26 protein-coding genes are annotated in these 25,399 nt (G+C 70.7%); 11 read left to right on the top strand and 15 right to left on the bottom strand.

Features of this window, described 5'->3' with window-relative positions:
* Positions 1-14 precede the first annotated feature (14 nt).
* The 4 genes from ACIP63_RS36635 to ACIP63_RS36650 all read right to left on the bottom strand — a co-directional run bounded on the left by ACIP63_RS36635 (position 15) and on the right by ACIP63_RS36650 (position 3,591).
* On the bottom strand, positions 15-1,034 hold the full coding sequence (locus ACIP63_RS36635; RefSeq protein ID WP_401524911.1) for a hypothetical protein: 1,020 nt from the start codon (positions 1,032-1,034) through the stop codon (positions 15-17).
* A gap of 126 nt (positions 1,035-1,160) precedes the next feature.
* The gene (locus ACIP63_RS36640) at positions 1,161-2,141 is read right to left on the bottom strand and encodes a glycine betaine ABC transporter substrate-binding protein (RefSeq protein ID WP_401524914.1); all 981 of its coding nucleotides are present in this window, start codon (positions 2,139-2,141) and stop codon (positions 1,161-1,163) included.
* Positions 2,142-2,193: 52 nt separating this feature from the next.
* A complete protein-coding gene (locus tag ACIP63_RS36645) occupies positions 2,194-2,868 on the bottom strand; it encodes an ABC transporter permease (protein WP_401524917.1) in 675 nt (224 codons plus the stop codon).
* A gap of 3 nt (positions 2,869-2,871) precedes the next feature.
* Positions 2,872-3,591: an ABC transporter permease gene (locus tag ACIP63_RS36650; protein ID WP_401524919.1), complete on the bottom strand. Its 720-nt coding sequence runs from the start codon at positions 3,589-3,591 to the stop codon at positions 2,872-2,874.
* Positions 3,592-3,732: 141 nt separating this feature from the next.
* Here ACIP63_RS36650 and ACIP63_RS36655 point away from each other — a divergent pair, with 141 nt between their 5' ends.
* The 6 genes from ACIP63_RS36655 (at position 3,733) to ACIP63_RS36680 (ending at position 8,165) form a co-directional block, all read left to right on the top strand.
* Entirely contained in the window at positions 3,733-4,908 is a 1,176-nt protein-coding gene (locus tag ACIP63_RS36655) for an ABC transporter ATP-binding protein (RefSeq protein ID WP_401524922.1), read from the top strand.
* Between the two features lie 185 nt (positions 4,909-5,093).
* Positions 5,094-5,954, top strand: a complete 861-nt coding sequence (gene folP, locus ACIP63_RS36660) for a dihydropteroate synthase (RefSeq protein ID WP_401524925.1) — start codon at positions 5,094-5,096, stop codon at positions 5,952-5,954.
* Positions 5,951-6,433 carry a nuclear transport factor 2 family protein gene (locus ACIP63_RS36665; RefSeq protein WP_401524928.1) on the top strand — a complete coding sequence of 161 codons (483 nt, stop codon included), beginning with the start codon at positions 5,951-5,953 and terminating at the stop codon, positions 6,431-6,433. The genes folP and ACIP63_RS36665 overlap by 4 nt, the downstream gene beginning before the upstream one ends.
* Positions 6,434-6,627: 194 nt before the next feature.
* A complete protein-coding gene (gene folB, locus ACIP63_RS36670; RefSeq protein ID WP_362927130.1) occupies positions 6,628-6,987 on the top strand; it encodes a dihydroneopterin aldolase in 360 nt (119 codons plus the stop codon).
* Positions 6,984-7,595, top strand: a complete 612-nt coding sequence (gene folK, locus ACIP63_RS36675) for a 2-amino-4-hydroxy-6-hydroxymethyldihydropteridine diphosphokinase (protein ID WP_401524931.1) — start codon at positions 6,984-6,986, stop codon at positions 7,593-7,595. The genes folB and folK overlap by 4 nt, the downstream gene beginning before the upstream one ends.
* 84 nt (positions 7,596-7,679) lie before the next feature.
* Positions 7,680-8,165, top strand: a complete 486-nt coding sequence (locus ACIP63_RS36680) for a DUF3180 domain-containing protein (protein ID WP_401524934.1) — start codon at positions 7,680-7,682, stop codon at positions 8,163-8,165.
* Positions 8,166-8,181: 16 nt separating this feature from the next.
* On the opposite strand, the gene ACIP63_RS36685 is transcribed toward ACIP63_RS36680, so the two are convergent.
* From ACIP63_RS36685 to dacB, 7 genes are all read right to left on the bottom strand, one after another.
* On the bottom strand, positions 8,182-8,532 hold the full coding sequence (locus tag ACIP63_RS36685; protein WP_401524937.1) for a VOC family protein: 351 nt from the start codon (positions 8,530-8,532) through the stop codon (positions 8,182-8,184).
* Between the two features lie 128 nt (positions 8,533-8,660).
* Positions 8,661-9,266, bottom strand: a complete 606-nt coding sequence (gene folE / locus ACIP63_RS36690; protein WP_031091001.1) for a GTP cyclohydrolase I FolE — start codon at positions 9,264-9,266, stop codon at positions 8,661-8,663.
* Between the two features lie 182 nt (positions 9,267-9,448).
* Entirely contained in the window at positions 9,449-11,500 is a 2,052-nt protein-coding gene (gene ftsH / locus ACIP63_RS36695; RefSeq protein WP_401524941.1) for an ATP-dependent zinc metalloprotease FtsH, read from the bottom strand.
* Between the two features lie 236 nt (positions 11,501-11,736).
* A complete protein-coding gene (gene hpt, locus ACIP63_RS36700; RefSeq protein ID WP_014155504.1) occupies positions 11,737-12,276 on the bottom strand; it encodes a hypoxanthine phosphoribosyltransferase in 540 nt (179 codons plus the stop codon).
* A gap of 97 nt (positions 12,277-12,373) precedes the next feature.
* The gene (gene tilS, locus ACIP63_RS36705) at positions 12,374-13,447 is read right to left on the bottom strand and encodes a tRNA lysidine(34) synthetase TilS (RefSeq protein ID WP_401524944.1); all 1,074 of its coding nucleotides are present in this window, start codon (positions 13,445-13,447) and stop codon (positions 12,374-12,376) included.
* A gap of 188 nt (positions 13,448-13,635) precedes the next feature.
* Positions 13,636-14,781 carry a zinc-dependent metalloprotease gene (locus ACIP63_RS36710; protein ID WP_401524947.1) on the bottom strand — a complete coding sequence of 382 codons (1,146 nt, stop codon included), beginning with the start codon at positions 14,779-14,781 and terminating at the stop codon, positions 13,636-13,638.
* Between the two features lie 48 nt (positions 14,782-14,829).
* Entirely contained in the window at positions 14,830-16,314 is a 1,485-nt protein-coding gene (gene dacB / locus ACIP63_RS36715) for a D-alanyl-D-alanine carboxypeptidase/D-alanyl-D-alanine-endopeptidase (protein ID WP_401525015.1), read from the bottom strand.
* An 86-nt stretch (positions 16,315-16,400) separates the two neighbouring features.
* Here dacB and ACIP63_RS36720 point away from each other — a divergent pair, with 86 nt between their 5' ends.
* Both ACIP63_RS36720 and ACIP63_RS36725 read left to right on the top strand, forming a co-directional pair.
* On the top strand, positions 16,401-16,895 hold the full coding sequence (locus ACIP63_RS36720; RefSeq protein ID WP_104786950.1) for an inorganic diphosphatase: 495 nt from the start codon (positions 16,401-16,403) through the stop codon (positions 16,893-16,895).
* A 195-nt stretch (positions 16,896-17,090) separates the two neighbouring features.
* Complete coding sequence (locus tag ACIP63_RS36725) at positions 17,091-18,800, top strand: threonine/serine exporter ThrE family protein (protein WP_401524950.1); 1,710 nt, start codon at positions 17,091-17,093, stop codon at positions 18,798-18,800.
* A 63-nt stretch (positions 18,801-18,863) separates the two neighbouring features.
* Here the strand turns inward: ACIP63_RS36725 and ACIP63_RS36730 are convergent, their stop codons facing one another.
* Positions 18,864-20,282 carry a DedA family protein gene (locus tag ACIP63_RS36730; protein WP_401524953.1) on the bottom strand — a complete coding sequence of 473 codons (1,419 nt, stop codon included), beginning with the start codon at positions 20,280-20,282 and terminating at the stop codon, positions 18,864-18,866.
* Between the two features lie 149 nt (positions 20,283-20,431).
* On the opposite strand from ACIP63_RS36730, the gene ACIP63_RS36735 reads away from it, so the two are divergent.
* The 3 genes from ACIP63_RS36735 to ACIP63_RS36745 are packed head-to-tail and all read left to right on the top strand — an operon-like array spanning position 20,432 to position 22,893.
* A complete protein-coding gene (locus tag ACIP63_RS36735) occupies positions 20,432-20,797 on the top strand; it encodes a YbjQ family protein (RefSeq protein ID WP_104786954.1) in 366 nt (121 codons plus the stop codon).
* Between the two features lie 36 nt (positions 20,798-20,833).
* Complete coding sequence (gene wrbA / locus ACIP63_RS36740) at positions 20,834-21,457, top strand: NAD(P)H:quinone oxidoreductase (RefSeq protein ID WP_401524956.1); 624 nt, start codon at positions 20,834-20,836, stop codon at positions 21,455-21,457.
* Between the two features lie 11 nt (positions 21,458-21,468).
* Positions 21,469-22,893, top strand: a complete 1,425-nt coding sequence (locus tag ACIP63_RS36745; RefSeq protein WP_401524959.1) for a glutamate decarboxylase — start codon at positions 21,469-21,471, stop codon at positions 22,891-22,893.
* Positions 22,894-22,899: 6 nt separating this feature from the next.
* Here the strand turns inward: ACIP63_RS36745 and ACIP63_RS36750 are convergent, their stop codons facing one another.
* From ACIP63_RS36750 to ACIP63_RS36760, 3 genes are all read right to left on the bottom strand, one after another.
* Entirely contained in the window at positions 22,900-23,706 is an 807-nt protein-coding gene (locus ACIP63_RS36750) for an ABC transporter permease (protein WP_401524962.1), read from the bottom strand.
* On the bottom strand, positions 23,703-24,665 hold the full coding sequence (locus ACIP63_RS36755) for an ATP-binding cassette domain-containing protein (RefSeq protein ID WP_401524965.1): 963 nt from the start codon (positions 24,663-24,665) through the stop codon (positions 23,703-23,705). Before ACIP63_RS36755 ends, ACIP63_RS36750 begins: the two co-directional genes overlap by 4 nt.
* Positions 24,666-24,750: 85 nt before the next feature.
* The gene (locus ACIP63_RS36760; protein ID WP_401524967.1) at positions 24,751-25,392 is read right to left on the bottom strand and encodes a PadR family transcriptional regulator; all 642 of its coding nucleotides are present in this window, start codon (positions 25,390-25,392) and stop codon (positions 24,751-24,753) included.
* Between the last annotated feature and the right edge of the window lie 7 nt (positions 25,393-25,399).

Below are 25,399 nucleotides of genomic sequence, written 5' to 3' on the forward strand. Positions count from 1 at the left end.
CTCGGGCCCTCCCGCTACGAGGAGATCGCGCTGCGCAGCTCGACGACGTCCAGCTGCTCCGTCTCGTCGTGCGCCGTCAGGTCGATGACCTTGCCGACGGCCCGGTTCTCGGCCGTGCCCGTACGGTGCGCCGCCAGAGCCTCCTCGCCCACCACGTCCGCGAGGTCCTCGTTCTGCACGGACTCGATCGCGGCGTTCGCCTTCTGCGTGCCGAAGAAGTCGAAGCTCCCCCGCGGCACGAGGTGGCGGCGCGCGGCGGCGTACGGGACGACGGCGGAGGCGGCGGGCACGGCGCGGGGCGGACGCACGGCCGCGGGGGACAGCTGCGGTGCGGGCGGGGCGGCCTGCGGACGGCGGTGCTGGAGGTCTCCCGCTCCGGCGACCGCCGCGTGCTTCCCCTTCGGGCCGCCGCCCTCCGGGTCCTGTTCCACCGAACGCCCGGCGGTGTCACGCTGCCCGGCCGTGCGGCGCGCCTCCTGGAGAGCGGCGTTGCGGCCCAGGTCCCGCAGGGCCTGTGCGGCCCGCAGATAGGCGCCCGGAGTCGGTGTGGAACGGGCGGGCAGCAGCTCGCGCGGTGCTGAGGCCTCGATGGCGAGCTGCCTGCGGCCCTCCAGGGCACTGGCCCGCTCCGTCTCGGCGTTGGCGTACCGGCGCAGCAGCGCGGCGTGTTCGCCACGCAGCCCGGCCAGCTCCACGCGCTTGCGGCGCAGCCTGGTCTCCAGCCGGGTGCGCAGTTCCCTGGATTCCTCGAGGTCCGCCTCGAGTTCGGCTATGCGCTCCTCGGTCTTCCACTCGTCGCTCGCGCGGGCCCGGTTCAGCTCCGCGACACGCAGACCCGCCGCCCTGTCCCAGCTGCGCATCAGCCAGGCACCGGTGACGGCCACGGCCGCCGTCACGGCCACCAGGACGCGCAGCGGCAGGGGTTCCCCGAGGAACCAGGCACCGGCGGCACAGACGACCGGCACTCCGGCCACCACGGCGGGCGGCAGGATTCTGTGGAGGGGCGGCGAATGGCGGTGGCGTCCTCGTGGCATGGCCCGAAATTTACCGTGCGTACGAGTCACTTGGGAGACCGCCCGGCAATCTGTTCCCCGCCGGTTACCTAAGGGCCTCCGGTCCGGGTCGGGCGGGCCTCCCAAGTGGCCCTCGCACGGGCCTTTTTACTTCTTGATCAGACCCTTCGACCGGAGATAGTCCCCGGCCGCGTCGGCGGGCTTGGCACGCTCCGCGTCGACCTTGCGGTTGAGTTCCGCGAGGTCCTCCGTGGTGAGTACGTCGGTGAGCTTCCCCAGCGCTTCCGCGATCTCCGGCGCGCCCGCGTCCTTGGCATTGAGAACCGGAAGGACGTTGTCCGCATTCTGCAACTTCTTGTCGTCCTCCAGGAACACCAGCCCGTAGGAGTCGAGCACCGCGTCCGTGGTGGTCGTGAGGACCAGCTGGTCCTTACCGTCCTTGACCGCCTGCTTGGACTGCGGCGTGCCGACGCCCTTGGGGTCGATCCCGGTGACGTCGATGCCGTACGTCTTCTTCAGTCCGGGCGCGCAGAACGGGCGCACCTCGCACTCGTCGCCCGCCGCGATCTTCACCTTGATCTTCGAGGAGCCGAGATCGGAAAGCGTCCTGAGATTGTTCTTGTCGGCGAATTCCTTGGACACCGCGAAGGCGTTCTGATCGACCGCCTTCCCCGCCGGCAGGACCTTCAGTCCGAGCGGGGTGGCGAGCTTCTCCAGCGCGGTGACGGTGGCCTCCACGTCACCCGAGGCGACCGGCTTCGCCTCCGCCTCCTTCGCTCCGTTGACCTTGGCGTTGAGGAATTCCGCGAGGGTCGCCGCGTATTCCGGGACGACGTCTATCTCGCCCTTCTCCAGCGAGGGCTCGTAGAGTTCGCGGTTCTTCACCGTGGTGACCGACGTGTCGTACCCGGCGCCGCCCAGGACCTGGGCGTACAGCTCGGCGAGCACCTTGGACTCCGTGAAGCCGGCCGCGCCCACGACGAGCGCCCCCTTCTCGGAACCGGCGTCGGCACCCGTGCCCGAGCCGCTCTTCTCCTTCTCCAGGCTGTCGCCGCCGCAGGCGGCGAGCGACCCTGCCAGCGCGACCGCTCCGATGACCGCACCCGCTATGCGCGAGGTCCTGCTCATGGTGTTCTCCGTCCGAAAAAAATGGTGTGCACAGTCCGAAAAGTCAGCGCGTTCATACCGTCCGGCGGCGGCGCAGGGGCGACAGCAGCCGGTCCAGCGCCACGAGAACGCCCTCCACCACCAGGGCCAGGAGGGCGACCAGCACCGCACCGGCGAAGACCTGGGCGGTGTCGTAGGTGTTGAACCCGGCGGTGATGATCCGGCCCAGGCCACCGAGACCGACCATCGCCGCGATCGAGGCGGTGGCCACCACCTGGACGGCGGCGGACCGGAGACCGGCCATGATCATCGGGTACGCGAGCGGGAGTTCGACCCGCAGGAAGAGCTGTGGGCCGGACATCCCCATGCCCCGCGCGGCCTCCAGCACCGACCGGTCCACCTCCGTCATCCCGACGTAGGCGTTGGTCAGCAGCGGGGGCACGGCGAACAGCACCAGGGCGATGACCGTGGGCAGATAGCCGGAGTTACGCAGGGGCGTCATCATGAAGAGCGCCAGCACCGCGAACACCGGGACCGCACGCCCCACGTTGGAGATGTTCACGGCGAGGCCGCCCCCCTTGCCCACGTGCCCGAGGTACAGGGCGACGGGCAGGGCGATGAGGCAGGCCGCCGCGAGGGCGATCCCGCTGACGTACAGATGCTCGGCCAGCCGGTGTCCCGCCCCGCCGTCCCCCGACCAGTTGGCTCCCGTGGTCAGCCAGGTCCACGCCTCCCCGACGACTCCCATGGATCAGACCGCCTCCGTCTTCGCGATGCCCGCCCCGGCGGATGCCCCGGCGGGCGTCCGTATCCGGGTCCAGGGCGTGAGCAGGCGTTGCACGCCGAGCAGCAGGAGATCCGCCGCCACCGCGAGCAGCACGCAGAGCACGGACGCGGTGAGCACCTGTGCCTTGAAGAAGCTCGGCAGCGCGTCCTCGATGAGATTGCCGAGGCCGCCCTTGCCGACGAGCGAGCCCACCGTCGTCAGCGCGACCGTCGACACCGTGGCGATCCGCAGCCCGGCCATGAGCGCGGGCAGCGCGAGGGGGAGTTCGACCTCCCAGAGGAGCCGGACGGGCCCGTACCCCATGCCCTCCGCGGCCTCCCTGGCCTCCTGCGGGACCGCTTCGAGCCCCGCCAGGATGTTGCGTACGAGGATGGTCAGCGAATAGAGCACCAGGCCGGTGACGACGAGCGCGGCCGACAGGCCGAAGAGCGGCAGCAGCAGCGAGAACATCGCCAGCGACGGCACCGTGTAGAGCACGGTCGTCAGGCCCAGCACCGGGCCCGCGAAATGCCGGCCGCGGCGCGCGAGCAGTGCGAGCGGGAATGCCACCGCGAGCCCTATCAGCACGGAGGCCGCGGTGATCCAGATGTGCTGGACGGTCGCTTCGGTCAACTCGTGGCTGCGGGAGCGCAGATACTCTCCGCAGATCCAGTCGTTCGCCACCAGGCAGTTCTGCTCGGCCATCCGCCCCCACCTCCTGTTTGCCCTCGCGATGCCACCCCGGGTCCGGTCCTGGGTGACCCTATCCCCGACCACCGACAATCGCCGAGGCTGTCGTATTCCGGCAACATGGCCTTCACAGAACCCGCGTCACAATGGGGAATCATGATCCGTTTCGAGCACGTCACCAAGCGGTACGAGGACGGAACCACCGCCGTCGACGACCTTTCCTTCGAGGTCGCCGAGGGTGAACTGGTCACGCTCGTCGGGCCTTCCGGCTGTGGCAAGACGACCACCATGAAAATGGTGAACCGCCTGACCGAACCGACCGAGGGCCGGATATTCCTCGACGGGGACGACATATCCACCATCGACCCCGTCCGTCTCCGCCGGCGCATCGGCTATGTGATCCAGCAGGTCGGACTGTTCCCGCACAAGACGGTCCTGGAGAACACCGCGACCGTTCCCCATCTCCTCGGCTGGGGGCGGGAAAAGGGCAGGCGACGCGCTGCCGAACTGCTGGATCTCGTCGGACTGGATCCGTCCGTTTATGGCGGCCGCTATCCCGAGCAGCTTTCCGGCGGTCAGCGCCAACGCGTCGGCGTGGCACGGGCCCTGGCGGCCGACCCCCCGGTTCTGCTGATGGACGAGCCTTTCGGCGCGGTCGATCCGGTCGTACGGGAAAGGCTGCAGAACGAATTCCTGAAACTGCAGGCGCAGGTCCGCAAGACCGTGCTGTTCGTCACCCACGACATCGAGGAAGCCGTCCGCCTCGGCGACAGGATCGCGGTGTACGGGCACGGCCGCGTCGAGCAGTTCGACACCCCGGCCACGGTGCTCGGTGCTCCGGCCACGCCGTACGTCGCCGATTTCGTCGGGGCGGACCGCGGCCTGAAGCGGCTCTCGGTCACGCCCATCGAGGAGAGCGACCTCGACCAGCCGCCGGTCGTCCATCTCGACGATCCGCTGGCGAAGGCGACCGAGCGGCTGCGGGCGGACGGCGCGCGCTGGGCGGTCGTCCTCGACGGCCAGGACAATCTACACGGCTGGATCCCGGCGGGCGACGGCGCGACGGCCGAGGGCACGGTCCGTGAACACGCCCGGCGCATGGAGGCCTGGCTCCCGCTCGGCGCGCCGCTCAAGCAGGCCTTCTCCACGATGCTGCAGCACGACGCGGGCTGGATCGCCGTCATCGACGAGGAGGCCACCGGACGCTTCCTGGGCGTGCTCACCCCTGCCCGCCTCCATGAGGCCCTGCGCCGCTCGATCGACGCGGACGCACAGGACGTGCCGCGCGCCGAGGTCGCCGTGGAGACCGTGGCGGGCGTCGGTTCCCCCTGAGCCCCACGCCCCGCCGTCCGTCCGGCTAAACGCGGTGCGGGCGGATCCCGAGGCGCGGGCCCCGGCCGGGGCCCCGTAACCGCCCGTACCGGACGCGGCCGGCGGGTACGGCGGCGTCCGCCGATGTGCCTACCGGGCGCCACGGGCCCGGGCGGGACCTCTCGGACACGGCCTAGGCTGGGCGCATGAGTACGTTGCGAGGGCGGGGCACGGTGCGGGGTCTCCCGGAGTGGGACCGCTGTGCGGTCATGGGGGTCGTCAATGTGACGCCCGACTCCTTCTCCGACGGAGGCCACTGGTTCGACACCACGGCGGCGATCAAGCACGGCCTCGAACTGGTGGCCGAAGGAGCGGATCTGATCGACGTCGGCGGCGAGTCGACCCGCCCGGGCGCGAGCAGGGTCGACGAGGCCGAGGAGCTGCGCCGGGTCATCCCCGTGGTGCGCGGACTGGCCTCCGAGGGGGTCACGATCTCCGTGGACACCATGCGGGCCGGCGTCGCCGAGCAGTCCGTCGCGGCCGGCGCGGTCCTGGTCAACGACGTGAGCGGGGGCCTCGCCGATCCGGGCATGATCCCGGTCGTCGCCGACGCCGGAGTGCCGTTCGTCGTCATGCACTGGCGCGGTTTCAGCGAGTCGATGAACAGCCGCGCGGTCTACGGGGACGTCGTCGGCGAAGTCGTGGCGGAGCTCCGGGAGCGCATGGAGGCGGTGATCGAGGGCGGGGTGGACCCCGGCAAGCTGGTGATCGACCCCGGGCTGGGCTTCGCCAAGAACGCCGCTCAGGACCTCGCGCTGGTCGCGCACCTCGACCGCCTCCGCGATCTGGACAGGCCCCTGCTCGTCGCCGCCTCCCGCAAGCGGTTCCTCGGCCATGTCCTGGCCGGCGAGGGCGCGGCCCCGCCGCCCGCCCGCGAACGGGACGCCGCGACGGCCGCGGTCTCCGCGCTCTCCGCGGCCGCGGGCGCCTGGGCGGTCCGGGTGCACGCGGTACGGCCGACGGCGGACGCGGTGCGGGTCGCCCGCGCCGTCGAGGGAGCCGCGTGAGCGCGCCGCGGGACGAACACGAGGAGGCAGCCGCCGACATCGCGGCGGTCGAGCAGGCCAACACCGCCTTCTACGAGGCGATGGAGCGCGGCGACCTCGACGGACTCTCCGGGCTGTGGCTGCCCGGAGAGGACCTCACGGTGTCCTGCGTCCACCCGGGCTGGCCGGTGCTCACGGGCCGCGGCGAGGTGCTGCGGAGCTATGCGCTGATCATGGCGAACACGGAGTACATCCAGTTCTTCCTCACCGATGTCGGGGTCGCCATGACCGGCGACACCGCCCTGGTGACCTGCACCGAGAACATCCTCAGCGGTGGCCCCGCGGAGGAGGGCAACTCGCTCGGCCCGCTCGTCGGCCAGCTGGTCGTCGCCACCAATGTGTTCCGGCGCACACCGGACGGCTGGAAGCTCTGGTCCCACCACGGCTCCCCCGTACTGACCGAAACCGGTGAGGAAGAGGACGAAGAACCCACCGCCTGAGGGGGCGGAGGGGATCACGGGGGATTGGGCCCCCCGATCACGGGGTATACGCGGCTACCAACCCCCTGCCGGGCCGGTCCGCGCCCCCGCGGGCGGGCTGTGTCGGTCCTCGCGGGTAGATTCGAAAGACGGCACCGCACCGCCCGCACGCGGCCAGGTGCCTCCAGAGACGACGAACAGCAGGAGTGATTCGCGTGGATCGTGTCGCGCTGCGCGGCCTCAAGGCCCGTGGGCACCACGGTGTCTTCCCCCGGGAGCGGGCAGAGGGCCAGACCTTCATCGTGGACCTGGTGCTCGGCCTCGACACCCGCCCCGCGGCAGCCGCCGACGACCTGTCGAAGACCGTGCACTACGGCGTGGTGGCGGAAGAGGTCGTCGATGTCGTCAAGGGTGAGCCCGTCGACCTGATCGAGACCCTCGCGGAACGCATCGCGCAGCAGTGCCTCAAGCACGAAGGGGTCCAGGAGGTCGAGGTCGTCGTCCACAAGCCGGACGCCCCGATCACCGTCCCCTTCGACGACGTGACCATCACCATCACCCGGAGCCGAGCATGACTGCATTTTCCACCGAGGGGCAGAGCGACCCGACCGTACAGCCGGTTCCCGCCGCAGTGGTCGAGCAGGTCGACGCGGCAGACGTCACCCTCTCCAACCCCAAATGGGCCGTGATCTCCCTCGGCTCCAATCTCGGCAACCGGCTGGAGACGCTCCAGGGTGCCATCGACGCGCTGGAGGACACCCCCGGTCTCCGGGTCAAAGCGGTCTCCCCCGTCTACGAGACGGAGCCCTGGGGCGTCGAGCCCGGCTCCCAGCCCTCGTACTTCAACGCGGTGATCATCGTGAGGACGACTCTGCCCCCGTCCTCGCTGCTGGAGCGCGGCCAGGCCATCGAGGAGGCCTTCGACCGCGTCCGCGAGGAGCGCTGGGGACCGCGCACCATCGACGTCGACATCGTGTCGTACGCCGAGGTGGTCTCCGACGACCCCCTGCTGACCCTCCCGCACCCGCGCGCCCGTGAGCGCGCCTTCGTCCTCGCTCCGTGGCACGACGTGGACCCGGAGGCCCAGCTGCCCGGTGCCGGCCCCGTCGCCGACCTGCTGGCCGGTGTCGGCCGCGAGGGAGTGCTTCCCCGGCCCGACCTGGAACTCCGTCTCCCCGAGTAGTCGTTAGGCTCAAGGACGACCGATCACGGTCCACCTGCACAGGCGACCGATCACGGGCAACGGCGACGAAGGGCGGCACTCTCGGTGAAGCAACTACGGCTCGGGCTCCTGGCCGGACTCCTCGCCGGAGCCGGCGTGCTGTCCTGGGCTGGGGCCCGCCTCTGGGACTCCCTGGGGACACTGCCGAGCGTGCCGCTCGCCGCGCCCGTCGTGCTGGCCGTGATCGCCGTCGTCCTGCTCGCCACGGCCCTGTCGATCCGGGCACGGCTGCGCGCGCAGCGGGAGCGCCGCCCGGGGGCGAAGGGCGTGGAGCCGATGATGGCGGCCCGCGCCGTGGTCTTCGGCCAGGCGAGTGCGCTCGTCGCCGCGCTCGTCGCCGGGATGTACGGCGGCACGGGGGTCTTCCTGCTCGGCTCCCTGGACGTCCCGCCCCGTCGGGACCAGGCCATCTACGCCGGCTCCGCCTTCCTGGCCGGCGTCGCGGTCGTCGCCGCCGCCTACTTCCTCGAGCGTGTCTGCAAGCTCCCGGAGGACGGGGACGACGACAGGAACACGGCCCAGGCCGCGTAGGGCGAGGGCCCGGCCCTCAGTCGGCCACCGGATTCTCGATCAGGGTGACCCGGTTGCCGTCGGGGTCGTGTACGGCGGCGAACCGCACCCCCCGGGAGCCGGGCTGGGGCTCTCCGGCCGTGATCCCCCGGCCCGCGAGGTCCGAGAGCGCCCGGTCCAGATCCTCGACCACCAGATTCACCAGCGTCCGGCCGGCGTGCTCGGGCGACACGAAGACCTGGAGCCAGGCGGACGGGGAGACGTGCCAGTCGGCCAGCCCGTCCATGGGCCTCGCGTCGGCCGGGCGGCCGAAAAGCCGCTCGTACCACTCCACCGCCGGCTCGATGGCCATCACGGGGGCTACGGCGAGCACGTGGGTGCAGGTCATCGGGAGACTCCCTCCTGGTGGCTCCGGCCGTACGGCCGCTTCCACTACGGTCGACTCCTCCCGCCGCACGAACTCATCGCTGCCGCGCCGGCCCGCCCCCCGCAGGGGCGCCCTCAGAGGGTGTCCGCCTAGCGCGCCATGATGAGGCTCATCGCCTCGGCCCGGGTGGCGGGGTCGCGCAGCTGGCCACGGACGGCGGAGGTGATCGTCTTGGCTCCGGGCTTGCGGATCCCCCGCATCGACATGCACATGTGCTCACACTCGACGACGACGATGACCCCGCGAGGCTCCAGGATCGCCATCAGGGAGTCGGCGATCTGCGTGGTGAGCCGCTCCTGGACCTGCGGCCGCCGGGCGTAGACGTCGACCAGCCGGGCCAGCTTCGACAGTCCCGTGATCTTGCCGCTCGTCGCCGGGATGTAGCCGACGTGCGCGACACCGTGGAACGGCACCAGGTGGTGCTCGCAGGTGCTGAACACCTCGATGTCCTTCACCAGCACCATCTCGTCGTGGCCGAGATCGAACGTCGTCGTCAGGACGTCCTCGGGTTCCTGGTGGAGGCCGGCGAATATCTCCTTGTACGCACGCGCCACCCGGCCCGGTGTCTCCCGCAGCCCCTCGCGGTCAGGGTCCTCCCCCACGGCGATGAGGAGCTCCCGTACGGCCGACTCGGCCCGCTTCTCGTCGAATACGCCGATCGAGCCCTGCCCGTCGAGCGTCACCGGGTCGGTCATCTGTGCCTCGTTCCTCTGTGCAGTCACATGCGCGGGCCCGCCCGGACTTCACGGAAATTCGGCAGGCAACGCAGGCATACGGAAAAGCCGCGCCCCCACAGGCTAGAACCTGGGGGGCGCGGCATCCATTCCGGGCCCGGCGGAGCCCCCGTGACAGGGGCCACACCAGGTCGGGCAGGGGGCTAGCTCTCGGGGCGATCCTCGGGGAGAGCCTCCGGGGAGGTGCCGGTGTTCTTCGACGTGATGTCCGTCGGAGCGATCTCCGGAGTCCCCGAGCCATTGGCAGTGCCGTTGGTGAGGGCGAGCTCCTTGGGAGAGAGCACGGGCGGCCGCGTCGACGGGGTACGCCGGGCGGAACCGGTCCACGCCGGGCGAGCCGGGCGCCTCACGATCGGGGCGAAGATCTCGGCGATCTGCTCCTTGTTGAGCGTCTCCTTCTCGAGAAGCTCGAGGACCAGGGCGTCGAGGATGTCGCGGTTCTCGACGAGGATTTCCCACGCGTCGTTGTGCGCGGTCTCGATGAGCTTCTTGACCTCTTCGTCGACGAGCGCCGCGACCTCTTCCGAGTAGTCGCGCTGATGGCCCATCTCCCGGCCCACGAACGGCTCGGTGTTGTCTCCACCGAACTTGATCGCACCGAGACGCTCGGTCATGCCGTACTGCGTGACCATCGCGCGGGCCGTGGCAGTGGCCTTCTCGATGTCGTTCGCAGCACCGGTCGTCGGGTCGTGGAAGACCAGCTCCTCGGCCGCGCGCCCGCCCAGCATGTACGCCAGCTGGTCGAGCATCTCGTTGCGCGTCGTGGAGTACTTGTCCTCTTCCGGGAGCACCATCGTGTAACCGAGGGCACGGCCGCGGGAGAGAATCGTGATCTTGTGGACCGGGTCCGACTGGGGTGAGGCCGCCGCGACCAGGGCGTGTCCGCCCTCGTGGTACGCGGTGATCTTCTTTTCCTTCTCGGACATGATCCGGGTCCGCTTCTGCGGGCCCGCCACGACGCGGTCGATGGCCTCGTCGAGCATGTGGTTGTCGATCAGCTTCTTGTTGCTGCGCGCTGTGAGGAGCGCCGCTTCGTTCAGCACGTTCGACAGGTCGGCACCGGTGAAGCCGGGCGTACGACGCGCGACCGCGTTGAGGTCGACGTCCTCCGCGACCGGCTTGCCCTTCTGGTGCACCTTGAGGATCTCCAGGCGGCCCTGCATGTCCGGCCTGTCGACGGCGATCTGCCGGTCGAAGCGTCCGGGACGCAACAGCGCCGGGTCCAGGATGTCCGGCCGGTTCGTGGCGGCGATCAGGATGACGCCGCCCTTCACGTCGAAGCCGTCCATCTCGACGAGCAGCTGGTTGAGCGTCTGCTCGCGCTCGTCGTGACCGCCGCCCATGCCGGCACCGCGGTGCCGTCCGACGGCGTCGATCTCGTCGACGAAGACGATCGCCGGAGCGTTCGCCTTGGCCTGCTCGAAGAGGTCACGCACACGGGAGGCACCGACACCGACGAACATCTCGACGAAGTCGGAACCGGAGATCGAGTAGAACGGAACGCCCGCCTCGCCTGCGACGGCGCGAGCGAGCAGCGTCTTACCCGTACCGGGCGGCCCGTAGAGCAGGACGCCCTTGGGGATCTTGGCGCCGACGGCCTGGAACTTCGCCGGCTCCTGGAGGAATTCCTTGATCTCGTAGAGTTCCTCGACGGCCTCGTCCGACCCCGCCACGTCGGCGAACGTCGTCTTCGGCGTGTCCTTGGTGATCAGCTTGGCCTTGGACTTGCCGAACTGCATGACCTTGGAGCCGCCGCCCTGCATCTGATTCATCAGAAACAGGAACACGACCACGATCAGGACGAAGGGCAGCAGGGAGAGAAGGATCGAGACGAACGGGGACTGCTTCGACGGCGAGACGGTGTAACCCTTCTCGATGTCACCGCTCTCGAACTTCTTCTGCAGCGTGTCGGCCAGCTCGACACCCTGGTTGCCGATGTAGCTCGCCTGGAACTTGCTGCCGGACTCGCCCTCGAGCTTTTCCTTGTCCTTCAGCTCGATCTTCAGGATCTGTTCGTCACCGGTGGTGAGCTTGGCCTGCTCCACCTGGTTCTTACTGATCGCCTGGATCACCTTGCCGGTGTCCACCGTCTTGTAGCCGCCGGACGAGCCGACGACCTGCATCAACACGACCACGGCGAGGACGGCCAGCACGATCCACATGACCGGCCCACGGAAGTATCGCTTCACGTCCATCCATACGGAGCGAAGTCGCCCCGTCCCTCCTGCCCGTAGGTAAATGCTGCTGTGAGAAAAGACTGTTCTTCGGACGGTACCCCAGCATTGTCACCCGTGACCGCAGGGGAGGTCCGGCAAACCCGTCTTCGAAGGCTCCAACGGCCCGAACGCCACAAGGGTTCCCGGCACTGCGGCCGGGTTCGGCCGGGTGCCGCCGGTTGCACCGTGCCGCCGGTTCCTGTCGGGCGGTTGCCTCAGCCGCCGTAGACGTGAGGCGCGAGCGTACCGACGAAGGGGAGGTTGCGGTACTTCTCCGCGTAGTCCAGCCCGTAGCCGACGACGAACTCGTTGGGGATGTCGAAGCCGACCCACTTCACGTCGATCGCGACCTTCGCGGCATCCGGCTTACGGAGCAGCGTGCAGACCTCCAGGCTCGCGGGTTCACGCGAGCCGAGGTTGGTCAGCAGCCAGGACAGCGTCAGACCGGAGTCGATGATGTCCTCGACGATCAGGACGTGCTTGCCCTTGATGTCGGTGTCGAGGTCCTTGAGGATCCGGACGACGCCCGAGGACTGGGTGCCGGCCCCGTACGACGAGACGGCCATCCAGTCCATGGTGACGGGGGTGGACAGTGCGCGGGCCAGGTCCGCCATGACCATCACCGCGCCCTTGAGCACGCCGACGATGAGCAGGTCCTTGCCCGCGTACTCCGCGTCGATCTTCGCTGCCAGCTCGACGAGCTTCGCGTCGATCTCTTCCTTGGTGAGGAGCACCGACTGAAGGTCGGTGCCCATGTCCTTCTCGTTCACCCGCGTCTCTTTCTCTGCCCTGCCGGCCGGACTCTTCCCCGGGCCGGACCGGCGTTTCGCCTGCACTTCAGCCGCTTGCGCTTCAGCTCTGCCGAATCACCAGTCTGCCACCCTGCCGCCGCACCTCGACGCGGCCGGGCAGGTTGATGGCGCCCTGGCCCCGCCAGCCGGTGATGAGCCGGTCGACTTCCTCGATGTGGCGCGCGAAGAGCGAACCGGCGGGGGAACCGGCGTCGATCACGGCCCGGCGCAGCACCCGGCGGCGCACCGCGGGGGGCAGGACGGAGAGCTTGGCGCACTCCAGACGCCCGTCGTCGTCACGGACCGAGCGCGCGGCCTCGGCGGCCCAGGTGTCGAGGGCGTCCGCGTCGTCGCGGGAGAGCTGGGCCGTACGGGCGAGTGCCTCCACGACGCCCTTGCCCAGCGCCTTCTCCAGGGCGGGCAGGCCCTCGTGGCGCAGCCGGGAACGGGTGTAGGCGGGGTCGATGTTGTGGGGGTCGTCCCAGACGGGGATCGACTGGACCAGGCAGGCCTTGCGGGCGGTCTGCCGGTCGAGCTGGAGGAACGGGCGGCGGTAGCGGCCGGCGGGGCCCGACGCCGCGGCCATCCCGGACAGCGAACGGATACCCGAACCGCGGGCGAGGCCCAGCAGGACGGTCTCGGCCTGGTCGTCGCGGGTGTGGCCGAGGAGTACGGCGACGGCGCCGTGGCGCTCCGCGGCGTCGTCCAGGGCGGCGTAACGGGCGTCGCGGGCGGCGGCCTCGGGCCCGCCGTCGCGGCCCACCCGCACGGCGACCGCCTCGACCGGGTCGAGGCTCATCTCGGCGAGGCGGGCGACGACCTCGTCGGCGCGGAGTCCGGAGCCGGGCTGGAGGTTGTGGTCGACGGTGATGCCGCCCGCGCGGACGGGAAGCTTGCGCGACTCGAAGGCGAGGGCGGAGGCGAGGGCCATGGAGTCGGCGCCCCCGGAGCAGGCGACGAGCACCAGCGGGGTCTCCGGCCGCTCGGGAAGCGCGGAACCCCGCCCGCCGGTCCCTGCTTCGGCGAACTCGCCGCGTGCGGCCTGTCCGGTGTGACGGTTGTGTTCGGTGACGACGTCGTGGAGTACGCGGCGGACCGCCAGGCGTATCGCCGCGACCGCAGGATGGGGACCCATGTCCGGTGCCCTTCGGGTGAAGTTTTGGGGGGTGCCTCCGAGTGCGCGGGACGGAGTCCCGTCACTCAGAGTGCGTCGATGGTGACAGAGCCAAGCTGTCCATCGAGCATTGCACGCCTTCCCATGCCCCTATGGTCCCTCGGATGGGTGATTGGAGAGGCAATCCCGTGCGATCGGGCCGCCCAAGATCACGAGTCTGCCTTACGGTGCACCCTCGCCACCCAGTCCGCCGGTGCGGCGATCTCGGCCTTGGTGGGAAGGGTGTTGGGCGAGGTCCATACCCGGTTGAAGCCGTCCATACCGACCTCGTCCACGACGGCCCGGACGAACTTCTCGCCGTCGCGGTACTGCCGGAGCTTGGCGTCGAGCCCCAGGAGCTTGCGCAGCGCCAGGTCCAGCCGGCTCGCGCCACGCGCCCTGCGCTGCTGGAACTTCTCCCGGATCTCGGCGACCGAGCCCACCACTTCGGGGCCCACCCCGTCCATCACGAAGTCCGCGTGGCCTTCGAGCAGGGACATCACCGCGGTGAGACGGCCCAGGATCTCGCGCTGGGAGGGTGTCTGGACGATCTCCACGAGGCTGCGCCCGCCGTCGTCGCCCTCCTCCCCCTGCTCGCCCTCGGGGCGGCTGCCTCCCGAGAAGGCCTGCGCGGCCTCGCGGAGGCGTTCGAGCACGGTCATCGGGTCGACGTCGGTCTCGTCGAGGAACGACTGGATTTCGCCCCGCAGATGGTCGCGGAGCCAGGGAACCCCCGTGAACTGGGTCCGGTGCGTCTCCTCGTGGAGGGCCACCCAGAGCCTGAAATCGTGCGGGTCGACCTCGAGTTCACGTTCGACGTGGACGATGTTGGGGGCCACCAGCAGCAGCCTGCCGCCCCCCTTCGAGGACGCGGGCAGCTCCCGGCTTGCGGGGGCGAACGTCTCGTACTGTCCGAGGACCCGGGAGGACAGGAACGACAGCAGCATGCCCAGTTCGACCCCGGTCACCTTGCCGCCGACCGCGCCGAGCACGGCGTTGCCGGGCCCGCCGCCGCGGCGCTCCTGCATCTTCCCGAGCAGCGGACGCAGCAGCTCACGGAAGCCCGCCACGTTGGCCCGGATCCAGCCGGCCCGGTCGACGACCAGGACCGGGGTGTCCTCGGGTTCGTGTCCCTCCGGGATCATCCGGGTGAACGAACGGACGTGCTCCTCCGAGGCCTTGGCATGCCGTCGGAGCTCCGCGACGACGGCGCGGGCCTCCTCACGGCTGATCTCGGGACCCGGCCGCACGAACCGGGTCGCAGTCGCGACCGCGAGATTCCAGTCGACCATCTCGGCACCACCGATGCTCGTCATGCGTCAACCGTACGTGAGGTGGTCGCCCCGTGGTGGGGTGTCAGCCGCTCACCGGCTGCCCTGGGTGAGCGTGGTGGCCAGGGTGTCGAGAGAGGCTTCCGCGTCGTCGGGCGATGTGGTGCCCGAGGCCAGGAAGGCGAAGGCGAGCAGCCGGCCCTGTGCGTCGACCGCGGTCCCGGCGAGGCTGTTCACCCCGGTGAGGGTGCCCGTCTTGGCCCTGATCAGGCCGGTCGCCGGGGACGTCGCCGCGTAGCGGTCGCCGAGCGTGCCGCTGAATCCGGCGACCGGCAGGCCGGTGAGTACGGGGCGGAGCTCCGGGTGGTCGGGGCCGGCGGCGAGTGCGAGCAGCCGGGCCAGGAGCCCGGCCGTCACCTTGTCCGCGCGGTCGAGACCGCTGCCGTCGGCGAGCCGGGCACCGCCCAGGGGCAGGCCGAGCGACTTCAGCCGGGCGGTGACGGCGCGGCGGCTCCCGGCGAACGAGGCGGGCTCCCCGGCCTTCAGCGCGGTCTGCCGTGCCAGCGCCTCGGCGATGTCGTTGTCGCTGTTGGTCAGGGCCCGCTCGACCAGGGCGGAGAGCGGCTTCGACAGATGCGTCGCCACCGTTCGCGCCTTGACCGGGGCCCGTCCGGCCGCGGGGGCGGACCGGGTGGCGACACCGGCGTCGTCGAGGAGGTCCGCGAAGGAGCGCGCGGCGTCACCCGCCGGGTCGTCCGTACGGGGGGCCGGACCCCGGTCGCTCCTGTCGAGGCGGCCCTCGTCGACCATGAGCGCGCTGACGGGCGCGATGTTCTCGTTGGGGCCGATGGGGTGGAGTGCCGGACCGGAGTAGCGCGAGGCGTCGTAGACCAGCCGCACGGGCCCGGCGCCGGCGTCGCGCAGGGAGCGCGCCGTGTCGGCCGCCAGGGAGCGCAGGGCCGCCTTGTCCAGGGTGGGGTCGCCCCCGCCGACGAGGGTGAGCGTCCGGGAGTCCGGGGACAGCCTGACCGTCGTGGCGATGCGGTGGGCGGGGCCGAGCGCGGAGAGCGCGGCGGCGGCCGTCGCGATCTTCACCGTGGACGCGGGGGTCATGGGCGTTCCCGCTCCCCGGGCGTACAGCTGCTTGCCGGTCACCGCGTCGACGACCAAGGCGGTGCGTACGGAGCCGAGTGCGGGCGCGTCCAGCAGGGGCGTGAGGGCGGCGTCCAGGCCGCTCGCGCCCGCGGGGGCCGTGATGCCGCCCGTGGCGCCGAGGGCCCTGAGGACGGCCGGCGCGCTGGCCGCGGGCTCCGGGCCGTCGGGCGTGGTCCCGTCGTGATGTGCGCCACCTGGGCGCTGCAGGGCGGCCGCCCGGTCCCGCTCGGCCTTACGCTGACCGGAGTCCCAGGGACCGGTGGCCAGGACGGCACCGGCGGCGACCACCAGGCCGAGCACCGCGGAGCCTGCGGCGAGCCGGAGGTCGTCCCGTCCGCTCCCACGCTTCAGGTACTTCGGGACTTTCCACTTGCCCCACCTGTTCAACGGTCCGTCCGTCGGTTTCTCCACCGGCTCGGCCACCGTTGACCAGCCCCTTTCGCGAGCACTCATCTGCGTGAGGGACACTTAACCACCAGTCGTATGTGTTGATCATGGAGGAGCCACCCGTGGAGTTCGACGTCGTTATCGAGATTCCGAAGGGTTCGCGGAACAAGTACGAGGTGGACCACGAGACCGGTCGGATCCGTCTGGACCGTCGACTCTTCACCTCGACCAGCTACCCGGCGGACTACGGTTTCGTCGAGAACACCCTCGGCGAGGACGGCGACCCGCTGGACGCGCTGGTCATCCTCGAGGAGCCGACGTTCCCCGGCTGCCTCATCAAGTGCCGCGCCATCGGCATGTTCCGGATGACGGACGAGGCCGGCGGCGACGACAAGCTGCTGTGCGTCCCGGCGTCCGACCCCCGGGTGGAGCACCTGCGCGACATCCACCACGTCTCGGAGTTCGACCGCCTGGAGATCCAGCACTTCTTCGAGGTCTACAAGGACCTGGAGCCCGGCAAGTCCGTCGAGGGCGCCGACTGGGTCGGCCGCACCGAGGCGGAGGCCGAGATCGAGGCCTCCTACAAGCGCCTCGAGGCGCAGGGCGGGAAGCACTGACGTAATCCCACGGTTCCGCCCACGGGCGGGACGGCGCGGATCGCGGCGCATGGGCCGACCGGCCCAGCCAGCCGTACGGACAACGGGCGGCGCACCTTCACCGGTGCGCCGCCCGCTGCGTGTGGCGGCCCATGTCCGTGCACATACTGGGCAGAAGCGCTCCCGTAACGAGCGGTCGCGGAGGAACGAGGTCGAGTGGTGGCGGAACAGGGCGGTCCCGAGGACCAGAAGCCCCAGTCCGACGAGGCGCGCAGCGCCTTCGTCCCGCCGGCCGGTGTGGAGCAGCCCGCGGCCCCGTCCGAGGACGACCATCCGACGTCGGAATTCGCCCTTCCGGCCGGTCTGCACACCGATCCGACGGCGTCGTCCGGACCTGGTTCCGGTTCCGGGCCGGGGGGCGGGCCGGGCTCCGACACGCTCTCGTCGGCCTTCGTCCCGCCGAGCGGGTACGACGCACAGCAGCATCCGCCGGCGTTCACTCCCGCGCACGGCATTCCGATGGTCCGGCTGACCAAGGAAGCCCCCTGGCAGGACCGGATGCGCACGATGCTGCGCATGCCGGTGACGGAGCGTCCGGCGCCCGAGAGTGTGCAGAGGACCGACGACTCGGGGCCCGCGGTCCCGCGCGTCCTCGACCTGACGCTGCGTATCGGGGAGCTGCTGCTCGCGGGCGGCGAGGGTGCCGAGGACGTCGAGGCCGCGATGTTCGCCGTGACGCGGTCCTACGGTCTCGACCGCAGCGAGCCGACGGTCACCTTCACGCTGCTGTCCATCTCGTACCAGCCGTCACTGGTGGACGACCCGGTGACGGCCAGCCGCACCGTGCGGCGCCGGGGCACCGACTACACCCGGCTCGCGGCCGTGTTCCGGCTGATCGACGACATCACCACGGCGGAGCACGTCGAGGTCTCGCTGGAGGAGGCCTACCGGCGCCTCGCCGAGATCCGCCGTAACCGCCACCCGTACCCGGGCTGGGTGCTGACGGCCGCCGCGGGTCTGCTCGCCGGCTCGGCATCGGTGCTGGTCGGCGGTGGTGTGCTGGTCTTCATCGTGGCGGCGGCGGGCGCGATGCTCGGCGACCGGCTGGCCTGGCTCTGCGCCGGGCGCGGGCTGCCGGAGTTCTACCAGTTCACGGTGGCGGCCATGCCCCCCGCGGCGATGGGCATCGCTCTGACCCTCACCCATTCGACGGATGTGCGGCCCTCCGCGGTGATCACCGGTGGACTGTTCGCACTGCTGCCCGGAAGGGCTCTCGTCGCCGGGGTGCAGGACGGCCTGACCGGCTACTACATCACCGCGGGAGCCCGGCTCCTGGAGGTCATGTACTTCTTCATCGGCATCGTGGCGGGCGTGCTGCTGATGCTCTACCTGGGCGTCCAGCTCGGTGCCGAGCTCAACCCTGAGGCCCGGTTCGTGGCCAACGACCGGCCGGTGCTCCAGATCCTGGTCTCGATGACCCTGACGCTGGCGTTCGCCATCCTGCTCCAGCAGGAGCGTTCCACGGTGCTGGCGGTGACCCTCAACGGGGGCGTGGCCTGGGTCATCTACGGGGCGATGGCCCGCGAGGGCGGTATCTCGCCGGTGGCTGCCACGGCGGTGGCGGCCGGCCTGGTGGGGCTGTTCGGCCAGCTGTTCTCGCGCTACCACTACAGCTCGTCGCTGCCCTACATCACGGCCGCGATCGGCCCGCTGCTGCCCGGTTCGGCGACCTACTTCGGTCTGCTGGGCGTCGCTCAGAACGAGGTGGACACCGGTCTCGCCTCGCTCTCCACGGCGGTCGCCACGGCGCTGGCGATCGCCATCGGGGTCAACCTGGGAAGCGAGATCTCCCGGCTCTTCATGCGGGTGCCGGGCGCGGTCGAGGGTGCGACCCGCCGGGCGGCCAAGCGGACCCGCGGCTTCTGACCCACGCACGGCGCCCCGGCCCCCTCAGGGGGACCGGGGCGCCGTCGGTGCGCTCGGGGGAGGTCAGCGCCTGTTCTGCCACCCGTACTGACCCGGGTCGTCCTCCTGGCTGTCGCCCGGGCCGGCCGCGGGGCGCTCACCGTAGGGTCCGCCGTCGGCGTACGGGCCGGGCTGCTGCCCGTCGTACCCGCCGTCGTACCCGCCGTCGTACCCGCCGCCGTTGTACGGGGTGGCCTGGGGGCTGCCGTACTGGCCGGCCTGGCCGTTGTCGTACTGGCCGGCCTGGCTGCCGTCGTCGCCGTACTGGCCGGCCTGGCCGTTGTCGTACTGACCAGCCTGGCTGCCGTCGCCGTACTGACCGGCCTGGCCGTCGCCGTACTGACCGGCTCCGTACGGGCCGCCGTACTGACCGCCCTGGCCGCCGTTGTACTGCCCGCCGTACTGGCCGCCCTGGTCCGTGCCGTACTGCCCCTGCGCGTCGCCGTACTGACCCGCCTGCGCGTCACCGTACTGACCCGCCTGCGCGTCGCCGTACTGACCCGCCTGCGCGCCGCCGTACTGACCGCCGCCGCCCTGCTGCGTGCCGTACTGCGCGCCGTACGGAGCCTCCTGGCCGCCGTACTGGCCGTTGCCGCCCTGCTGCGTGCCGTACTGACCGCCGCCGTACTGGGCGCCCCGGCCGCCGTACTGACCGCTGCCGTACTGCGCGCCCTGGCCGCTGCCGTACGGGGCCGGCTGGTCGCCGGTGTACCGGTAGGCGGCTGGGCCCTGGCCTTCGTCGTCCGCTCCGGCGTGGGGGCCGGCCGCGGGCCCGCCGTCCGAGGGGCCTTCGTCGTCCCCGCCGCGCGCCGCGGCTTCCTTCTTCGACTTGCTGCGCGCCCGCAGGAACTCGATCGCGATCGGCACCACGGAGATCAGCACGATCAGGATGAGGATCATCTCGATGTTCTCGTGCACGAAATCGATCTTGCCGAGGACCGCGCCGAGCAGCGTCACGCCGACGCCCCAGAGCACGCCGCCGATGATGTTGAACGTGATGAACGAGCGGTAGTCCATCCGGCTCACACCGGCGATGATCGGCGTGAAGGTCCGGACGACGGGCACGAAGCGGGCCAGCACCAGCGACTTCGGGCCGTACTTCTCGAAGAAGTCGTGGGCCTTCTCGACGTTCTCCTGCTTGAAGAGGCGGGAGTCCGGGCGCTTGAACAGCGCCGGCCCCACCTTGCGTCCGAAGAGATAGCCGACCTGGTCACCGATGATCGCCGCCAGGGCGATCAGGAGGCAGACCAGCCACAGGGGGTACTTCAGGTCACCCGTCGTGACCAGCAGACCCGTGGTGAACAGCAGGGAGTCGCCGGGAAGGAAGAAGCCGATCAGCAGCCCGGACTCGGCGAACACGATCAGCAGGAGGCCGGGCAGCCCGAAGGTGTTGAGCAGATAATCCGGGTCCAGCCAGCTCGGGCCGAGCGCAAGCGTATTCAAGGGTCCGGGCTCCAGGGTTGGTCGATGTGCGCGGCTGCGTGGCCGCCCCAAGCTATCAACGCTGTGGCGGACGCCTGGGTTCCACTGGCGTAAGCAAGGATGCGCGCGGAACGAACCGGGGCAAAGCTTTCCGCAGGAGGTGCCACAGCATGAGCATCGAGGACTACGGCGGCGGACAGACACCCCAGGCGGACGTCCTGGTCGTCACCACGAACGACGTACCCGGACATCAGGTGACGCAGGTCATCGGCGAGGTGTTCGGGCTCACGGTCCGCTCCCGCCACCTGGGCAGCCAGATCGGCGCCGGTCTGAAGTCGATGATCGGCGGCGAACTGAAGGGGCTGACCAAGACGCTCGTCGAGACCCGCAACCAGGCGATGGAGCGGCTCGTCGACCAGGCCAGGGCGCGTGGCGCGAACGCGGTGCTGATGATGCGCTTCGACGTGAGCGAGGCGGCGGACGTGGGCACCGAGGTCTGCGCCTACGGCACGGCGGCCGTGATCAGCAGGTCCTGACCGGCCCCGCTCCCCTTCCCTCTCCCGGAGGCCCGCATGCCCACGCCCGTCAACGTCGCGGTCGTCTACTACTCCTCCACCGGCACCGTCTCCACGATCGCCAAGGCCATCGCGCAGGACGCCGAGAACGCCGGCGCACAGGTACGGCTGCGCAAGGCGGCCGAGCTGGCCCCCCAGGCGGCCGTCAACTCCAACCCGGTCTGGGCCGAGCACGCGAAGGCGACCGCCGCGATCGCCGAGGTCTCGCCGGACGACATGGTCTGGGCGGACGCGGTGATCCTCGGTACGCCCACCAGGTACGGCAACGTCACCGCCCAGCTCAAGCAGTTCCTCGACACGCTGGGCGGTCTCTGGCAGGCCGGGCAGCTGGCCGACAAGGTCTACAGCGGTTTCACCGCCAGCAGCACCACGCACGGCGGCCAGGAGTCCACCCTGCTGGCGCTGTACAACACCGTGTACCACTTCGGCGGCATCCTGGTCCCGCCCGGCTACACGGACGCCACCAAATTCGTGGACGGCAATCCGTACGGCACCTCCCATGTCTCCGGGCAGGGCGACATCCCGGTCGCCGAGCAGACCCTGACCGCCGCTCGGGTCCAGACCGAGCGCGTCGTGAAATTCACCCGGGCCATCAAGGCCGGACTCGCGGCCGAGAACTGAGGAGTCCGACCATGCCGCTCCACAAGGGTTCGCACGGCGGGGCCGCTCCGTCCGACGAGCACCGCAGACTCGCCCTCAACCCGTTCTTCGGAGAGGCCGACCCGACCGCTCCGATGGTCGCGGCACCGCCGACGCACCGCCTCCCGGACGGCCCGCTGCCGCCGTCGACGGCCTACCGGCTCGTCCACGACGAGCTGATGCTCGACGGGAACTCCCGGCTCAATCTCGCGACCTTCGTCACCACCTGGATGGAGCCCCAGGCCGGTGTGCTGATGGGCGAGTGCCGGGACAAGAACATGATCGACAAGGACGAGTACCCGCGCACCGCCGAGCTGGAGCGGCGATGCGTGGCGATGCTCGCCGACCTCTGGAACGCCCCCGACCCGGCGGCCACGGTGGGCTGCTCGACCACGGGCTCCAGCGAGGCCTGCATGCTGGCGGGGATGGCGCTGAAGCGCCGCTGGTCCGCCAGGAACTCCGACCGCTATCCGGCGTCCGCCCGGCCCAATCTGGTGATGGGCGTCAACGTGCAGGTCTGCTGGGAGAAGTTCTGCACGTTCTGGGAGGTGGAGCCCCGCCAGGTCCCGATGGACGGTGAGCGCTTCCATCTGGACCCGCAGGCGGCCGCCGAGCTGTGCGACGAGAACACCATCGGCGTGGTCGGGATCCTCGGCTCCACCTTCGACGGTTCGTACGAGCCGATCGCGGAGCTGTGCGCGGCGCTGGACGACCTCCAGGAGCGCACGGGACTCGACATCCCGGTCCATGTGGACGGGGCGTCCGGGGCGATGGTGGCGCCGTTCCTCGACCCGGACCTGGTGTGGGACTTCCGGCTCCCCAGGGTGTCCTCGATCAACACCTCGGGTCACAAGTACGGCCTGGTCTACCCGGGCGTGGGCTGGGCGCTGTGGCGTTCACCGTCGGAGCTGCCCGAGGAGCTGGTCTTCCGGGTCAACTACCTGGGCGGCGACATGCCGACCTTCGCGCTGAACTTCTCCCGGCCCGGCGCACAGGTGGTCGCGCAGTACTACACGTTCCTGCGGCTGGGCCGGGAGGGTTACCGGGCCGTCCAGCAGGCGTCCCGGGACATCGCGGAGCGGCTCGCCGGTGAGTTCGAGTCCCTGGACGACTTCCGGCTTCTGACCCGGGGCGACGAACTCCCGGTGTTCGCCGTGACGACGAAGCCCGAGGTGAAGGCGTACGACGTCTTCGACGTGTCCAGGCGGCTGCGGGAGCGCGGCTGGCTGGTGCCCGCCTACACCTTCCCCGCCAACCGCCAGGACCTCTCCGTGCTGCGTGTGGTCTGCCGCAACGGCTTCTCCTCGGACCTCGCGGAGCTGCTGCTGGACGACCTGCGCGGACTCCTGCCCGAACTGCGCGCCCAGCCCCACCCGTTGCACCGCCCCCCGGGAGTGCAGACCGCCTTCCACCACTAGTGACGGTCAGCGGCTGAGCCGCGCGAACCTCCCTACCGCCAGGGGGAAGAACACCGCGATCAGCGCCACCGGCCACAGCACCGCGAGGAGTTCGGCGTGTTCGGCGGCCCAGGAGCCGGACGCGCCGCCCGGGTTGCCGAACAGGCCGCGCACCGCTGTCGCCGTGGCCGACATCGGGTTCCACTCGACGGCCGCGCCCAGCCAGCCCGGCATCGACTCCGGCGAGGCGAAGACGTTGGAGAGGAAGCCCACCGGCCAGACCAGGATCTGCACGGCCTGCACCATCTCCGGCCTGCCCGCCACCATCGCGAGCTGGATGCCGATCCACAGCATCGCGAACCGCAGCAGGAGCAGCAGCCCCAGCGCGGCCAGCGCGGCGGCCGTGCCGTTGTGCCAGCGCCAGCCGAGGGCGTACCCGACTCCGGTCATCACGGCGAGCGCGGCCACCGACTGGAGCATGTCGGCGGCGCTCCGCCCGACCAGGACCGCGCCCGAGACCATCGGCATGGAACGGAACCGGTCGATGACGCCTTTGTTCAGGTCCTGGGTGACCGCGAGCATCGTGCCTTCCAGGCCGAAGGCCATGGTGAGCGCGAGCATGCCGGGCACCAGGAATTCGGTGTTGTCCCCGTCGACCCCGCTCCCGCCGCCGACCAGGTAGTTGAACATCAGGAGCAGCATCACCGGGAAGACCAGACCGACGGCCAGCTGGACCGGCTGCCGCGCCCAGTGCGCCAGTTCGCGCCGTGTCATCGTCCAGGAGTCGGCCAGGGCCCAGCCGATGCGCCCCGGTCCCGCCGTCGTCGTACTCATGCGGCCACCTCCGTGTCCATGGGTGCGCGGGTCTCGCCGCGGGCGCCGGTGAGGGAGAGGAAGACCTCGTCCAGCGTGGGCCGGCGCACCGCGATGTCCTCCGCCTCGATGCCCGCCTCCTCGAGCGCCCGCACGGTCCGGGCCAGGGCCCGCATGCGGTCCGGGGCGGGCGCGCCGAGCCGCCGCCGGTCCTCGTCGACGGTCACCCCCTCGCCGAGCAGCGCGGCCGCCTCGGCCAGCCGGTCCGCGTCGCGGACGACGACGTCGACGCGGTCACCGCCGACCATCGACTTCAGCCCGTCGGCCGTGCCCTCCGCGACGACCCTGCCGTCGTCGATCACAGAGATCCGGTCGGCCAGCTGGTCCGCCTCCTCCAGGTACTGCGTGGTCAGCAGGACGGTGGTGCCGCCCGCGGTCAGCGACCGCACGGCGCTCCACACCTCGGCCCGTCCCCGCGGGTCGAGTCCGGTCGTCGGCTCGTCCAGGAAGAGCACCTCCGGGTCGGTGATCAGGGACGCGGCCAGGTCGAGACGGCGCCGCATGCCGCCGCTGTACTGCTTGACGGCCTTGCGCCCGGTGTCCGCGAGCCCGAACCGCTCCAGCAGTTCGTCGGCCCTCAGTCCGGCGCGGCGGGCGCCCAGGTGGTACAGCCGGCCGAACATCTCCAGGTTCTGCCGGCCGCCGAGCTCCTCGTCGACCGCCGCGTGCTGACCGAGCAGCCCGATCCGCCTCCTGACCTCGGCCGCTTCGGACCGGACGTCGAACCCCGCCACCTCCGCCCGGCCCTCGTCGTGCCGCAGCAGGGTCGTGAGCACACGTACGGCTGTGGTCTTGCCCGCCCCGTTGGGGCCGAGCACCCCGTGGACCGTTCCGCGGCGGACGGCGAGGTCGAGGCCGTCCAGGGCGCGCTTGCCTCCGTACCGTTTGTGCACTCCTTCGACGACGATGGCGTCGCTCACGGTGCCCACCACCCCTCCACTCCATGTAGTCAAACTTGACTAGCAAGGCGAAGATAAGCCCGCCGAAGCGATTCGTCAAACTTGATCAGTGAGAATCCCCAGGGTCTGCGACACCTGTGGCGTAGGGGTTCTCCTGCCCTTCGGCAAGCACCCCGACGAAGGGCACACCCTCACCCGCGAAGGTGTACGCCCCCGCCTCGATCCGTGCGATCAGGCCACGGGTCCACTCGGCCCCCGCGTCCGCCGAGTGCACCCACATGTTCATGATCTCGCCGATGTGGCCGAGCGACTCCGGGCCGCCCTCCGGCGTGTAATGCTCCGTGACCGCGGCCCGCCAGCCCTCGATGGCGGCGACGCGCCTGCTCAGCAGTTCCAGCGCCTCGGCCCGCTCCAGGTCGACGATGAAGCCGATCCCGGCAGAGAGCACGTCCACGCTCTGGTCGTACGACGTCAGCGAGGCCCTCAGCAGCGTGAAGTACTCCTGGGTGCCCGCGTCGGTGACCTCGTACTCGGTGCGGGGCGGGCCGCCGGCCGTGGACGGGGCGACCTCGTGGGCGAGGAGCAGTCCCTGCTTCGCCATCTGCTTGAGTGCGTGGTAGATCGACCCGGGCTTGGCGTTGGACCACTCGTGGGCACCCCAGTACTCCAGGTCGTTGCGCACCTGATAGCCGTGCGCGCGGCCGTGCTGGCGCACGGCACCCAGGACCAGGAGGCGGATCGCCGACATACCACTC

Origin of the sequence: Streptomyces sp. NPDC088746 (assembly GCF_044751065.1) — a bacterium.
Lineage (GTDB): Bacteria > Actinomycetota > Actinomycetes > Streptomycetales > Streptomycetaceae > Streptomyces.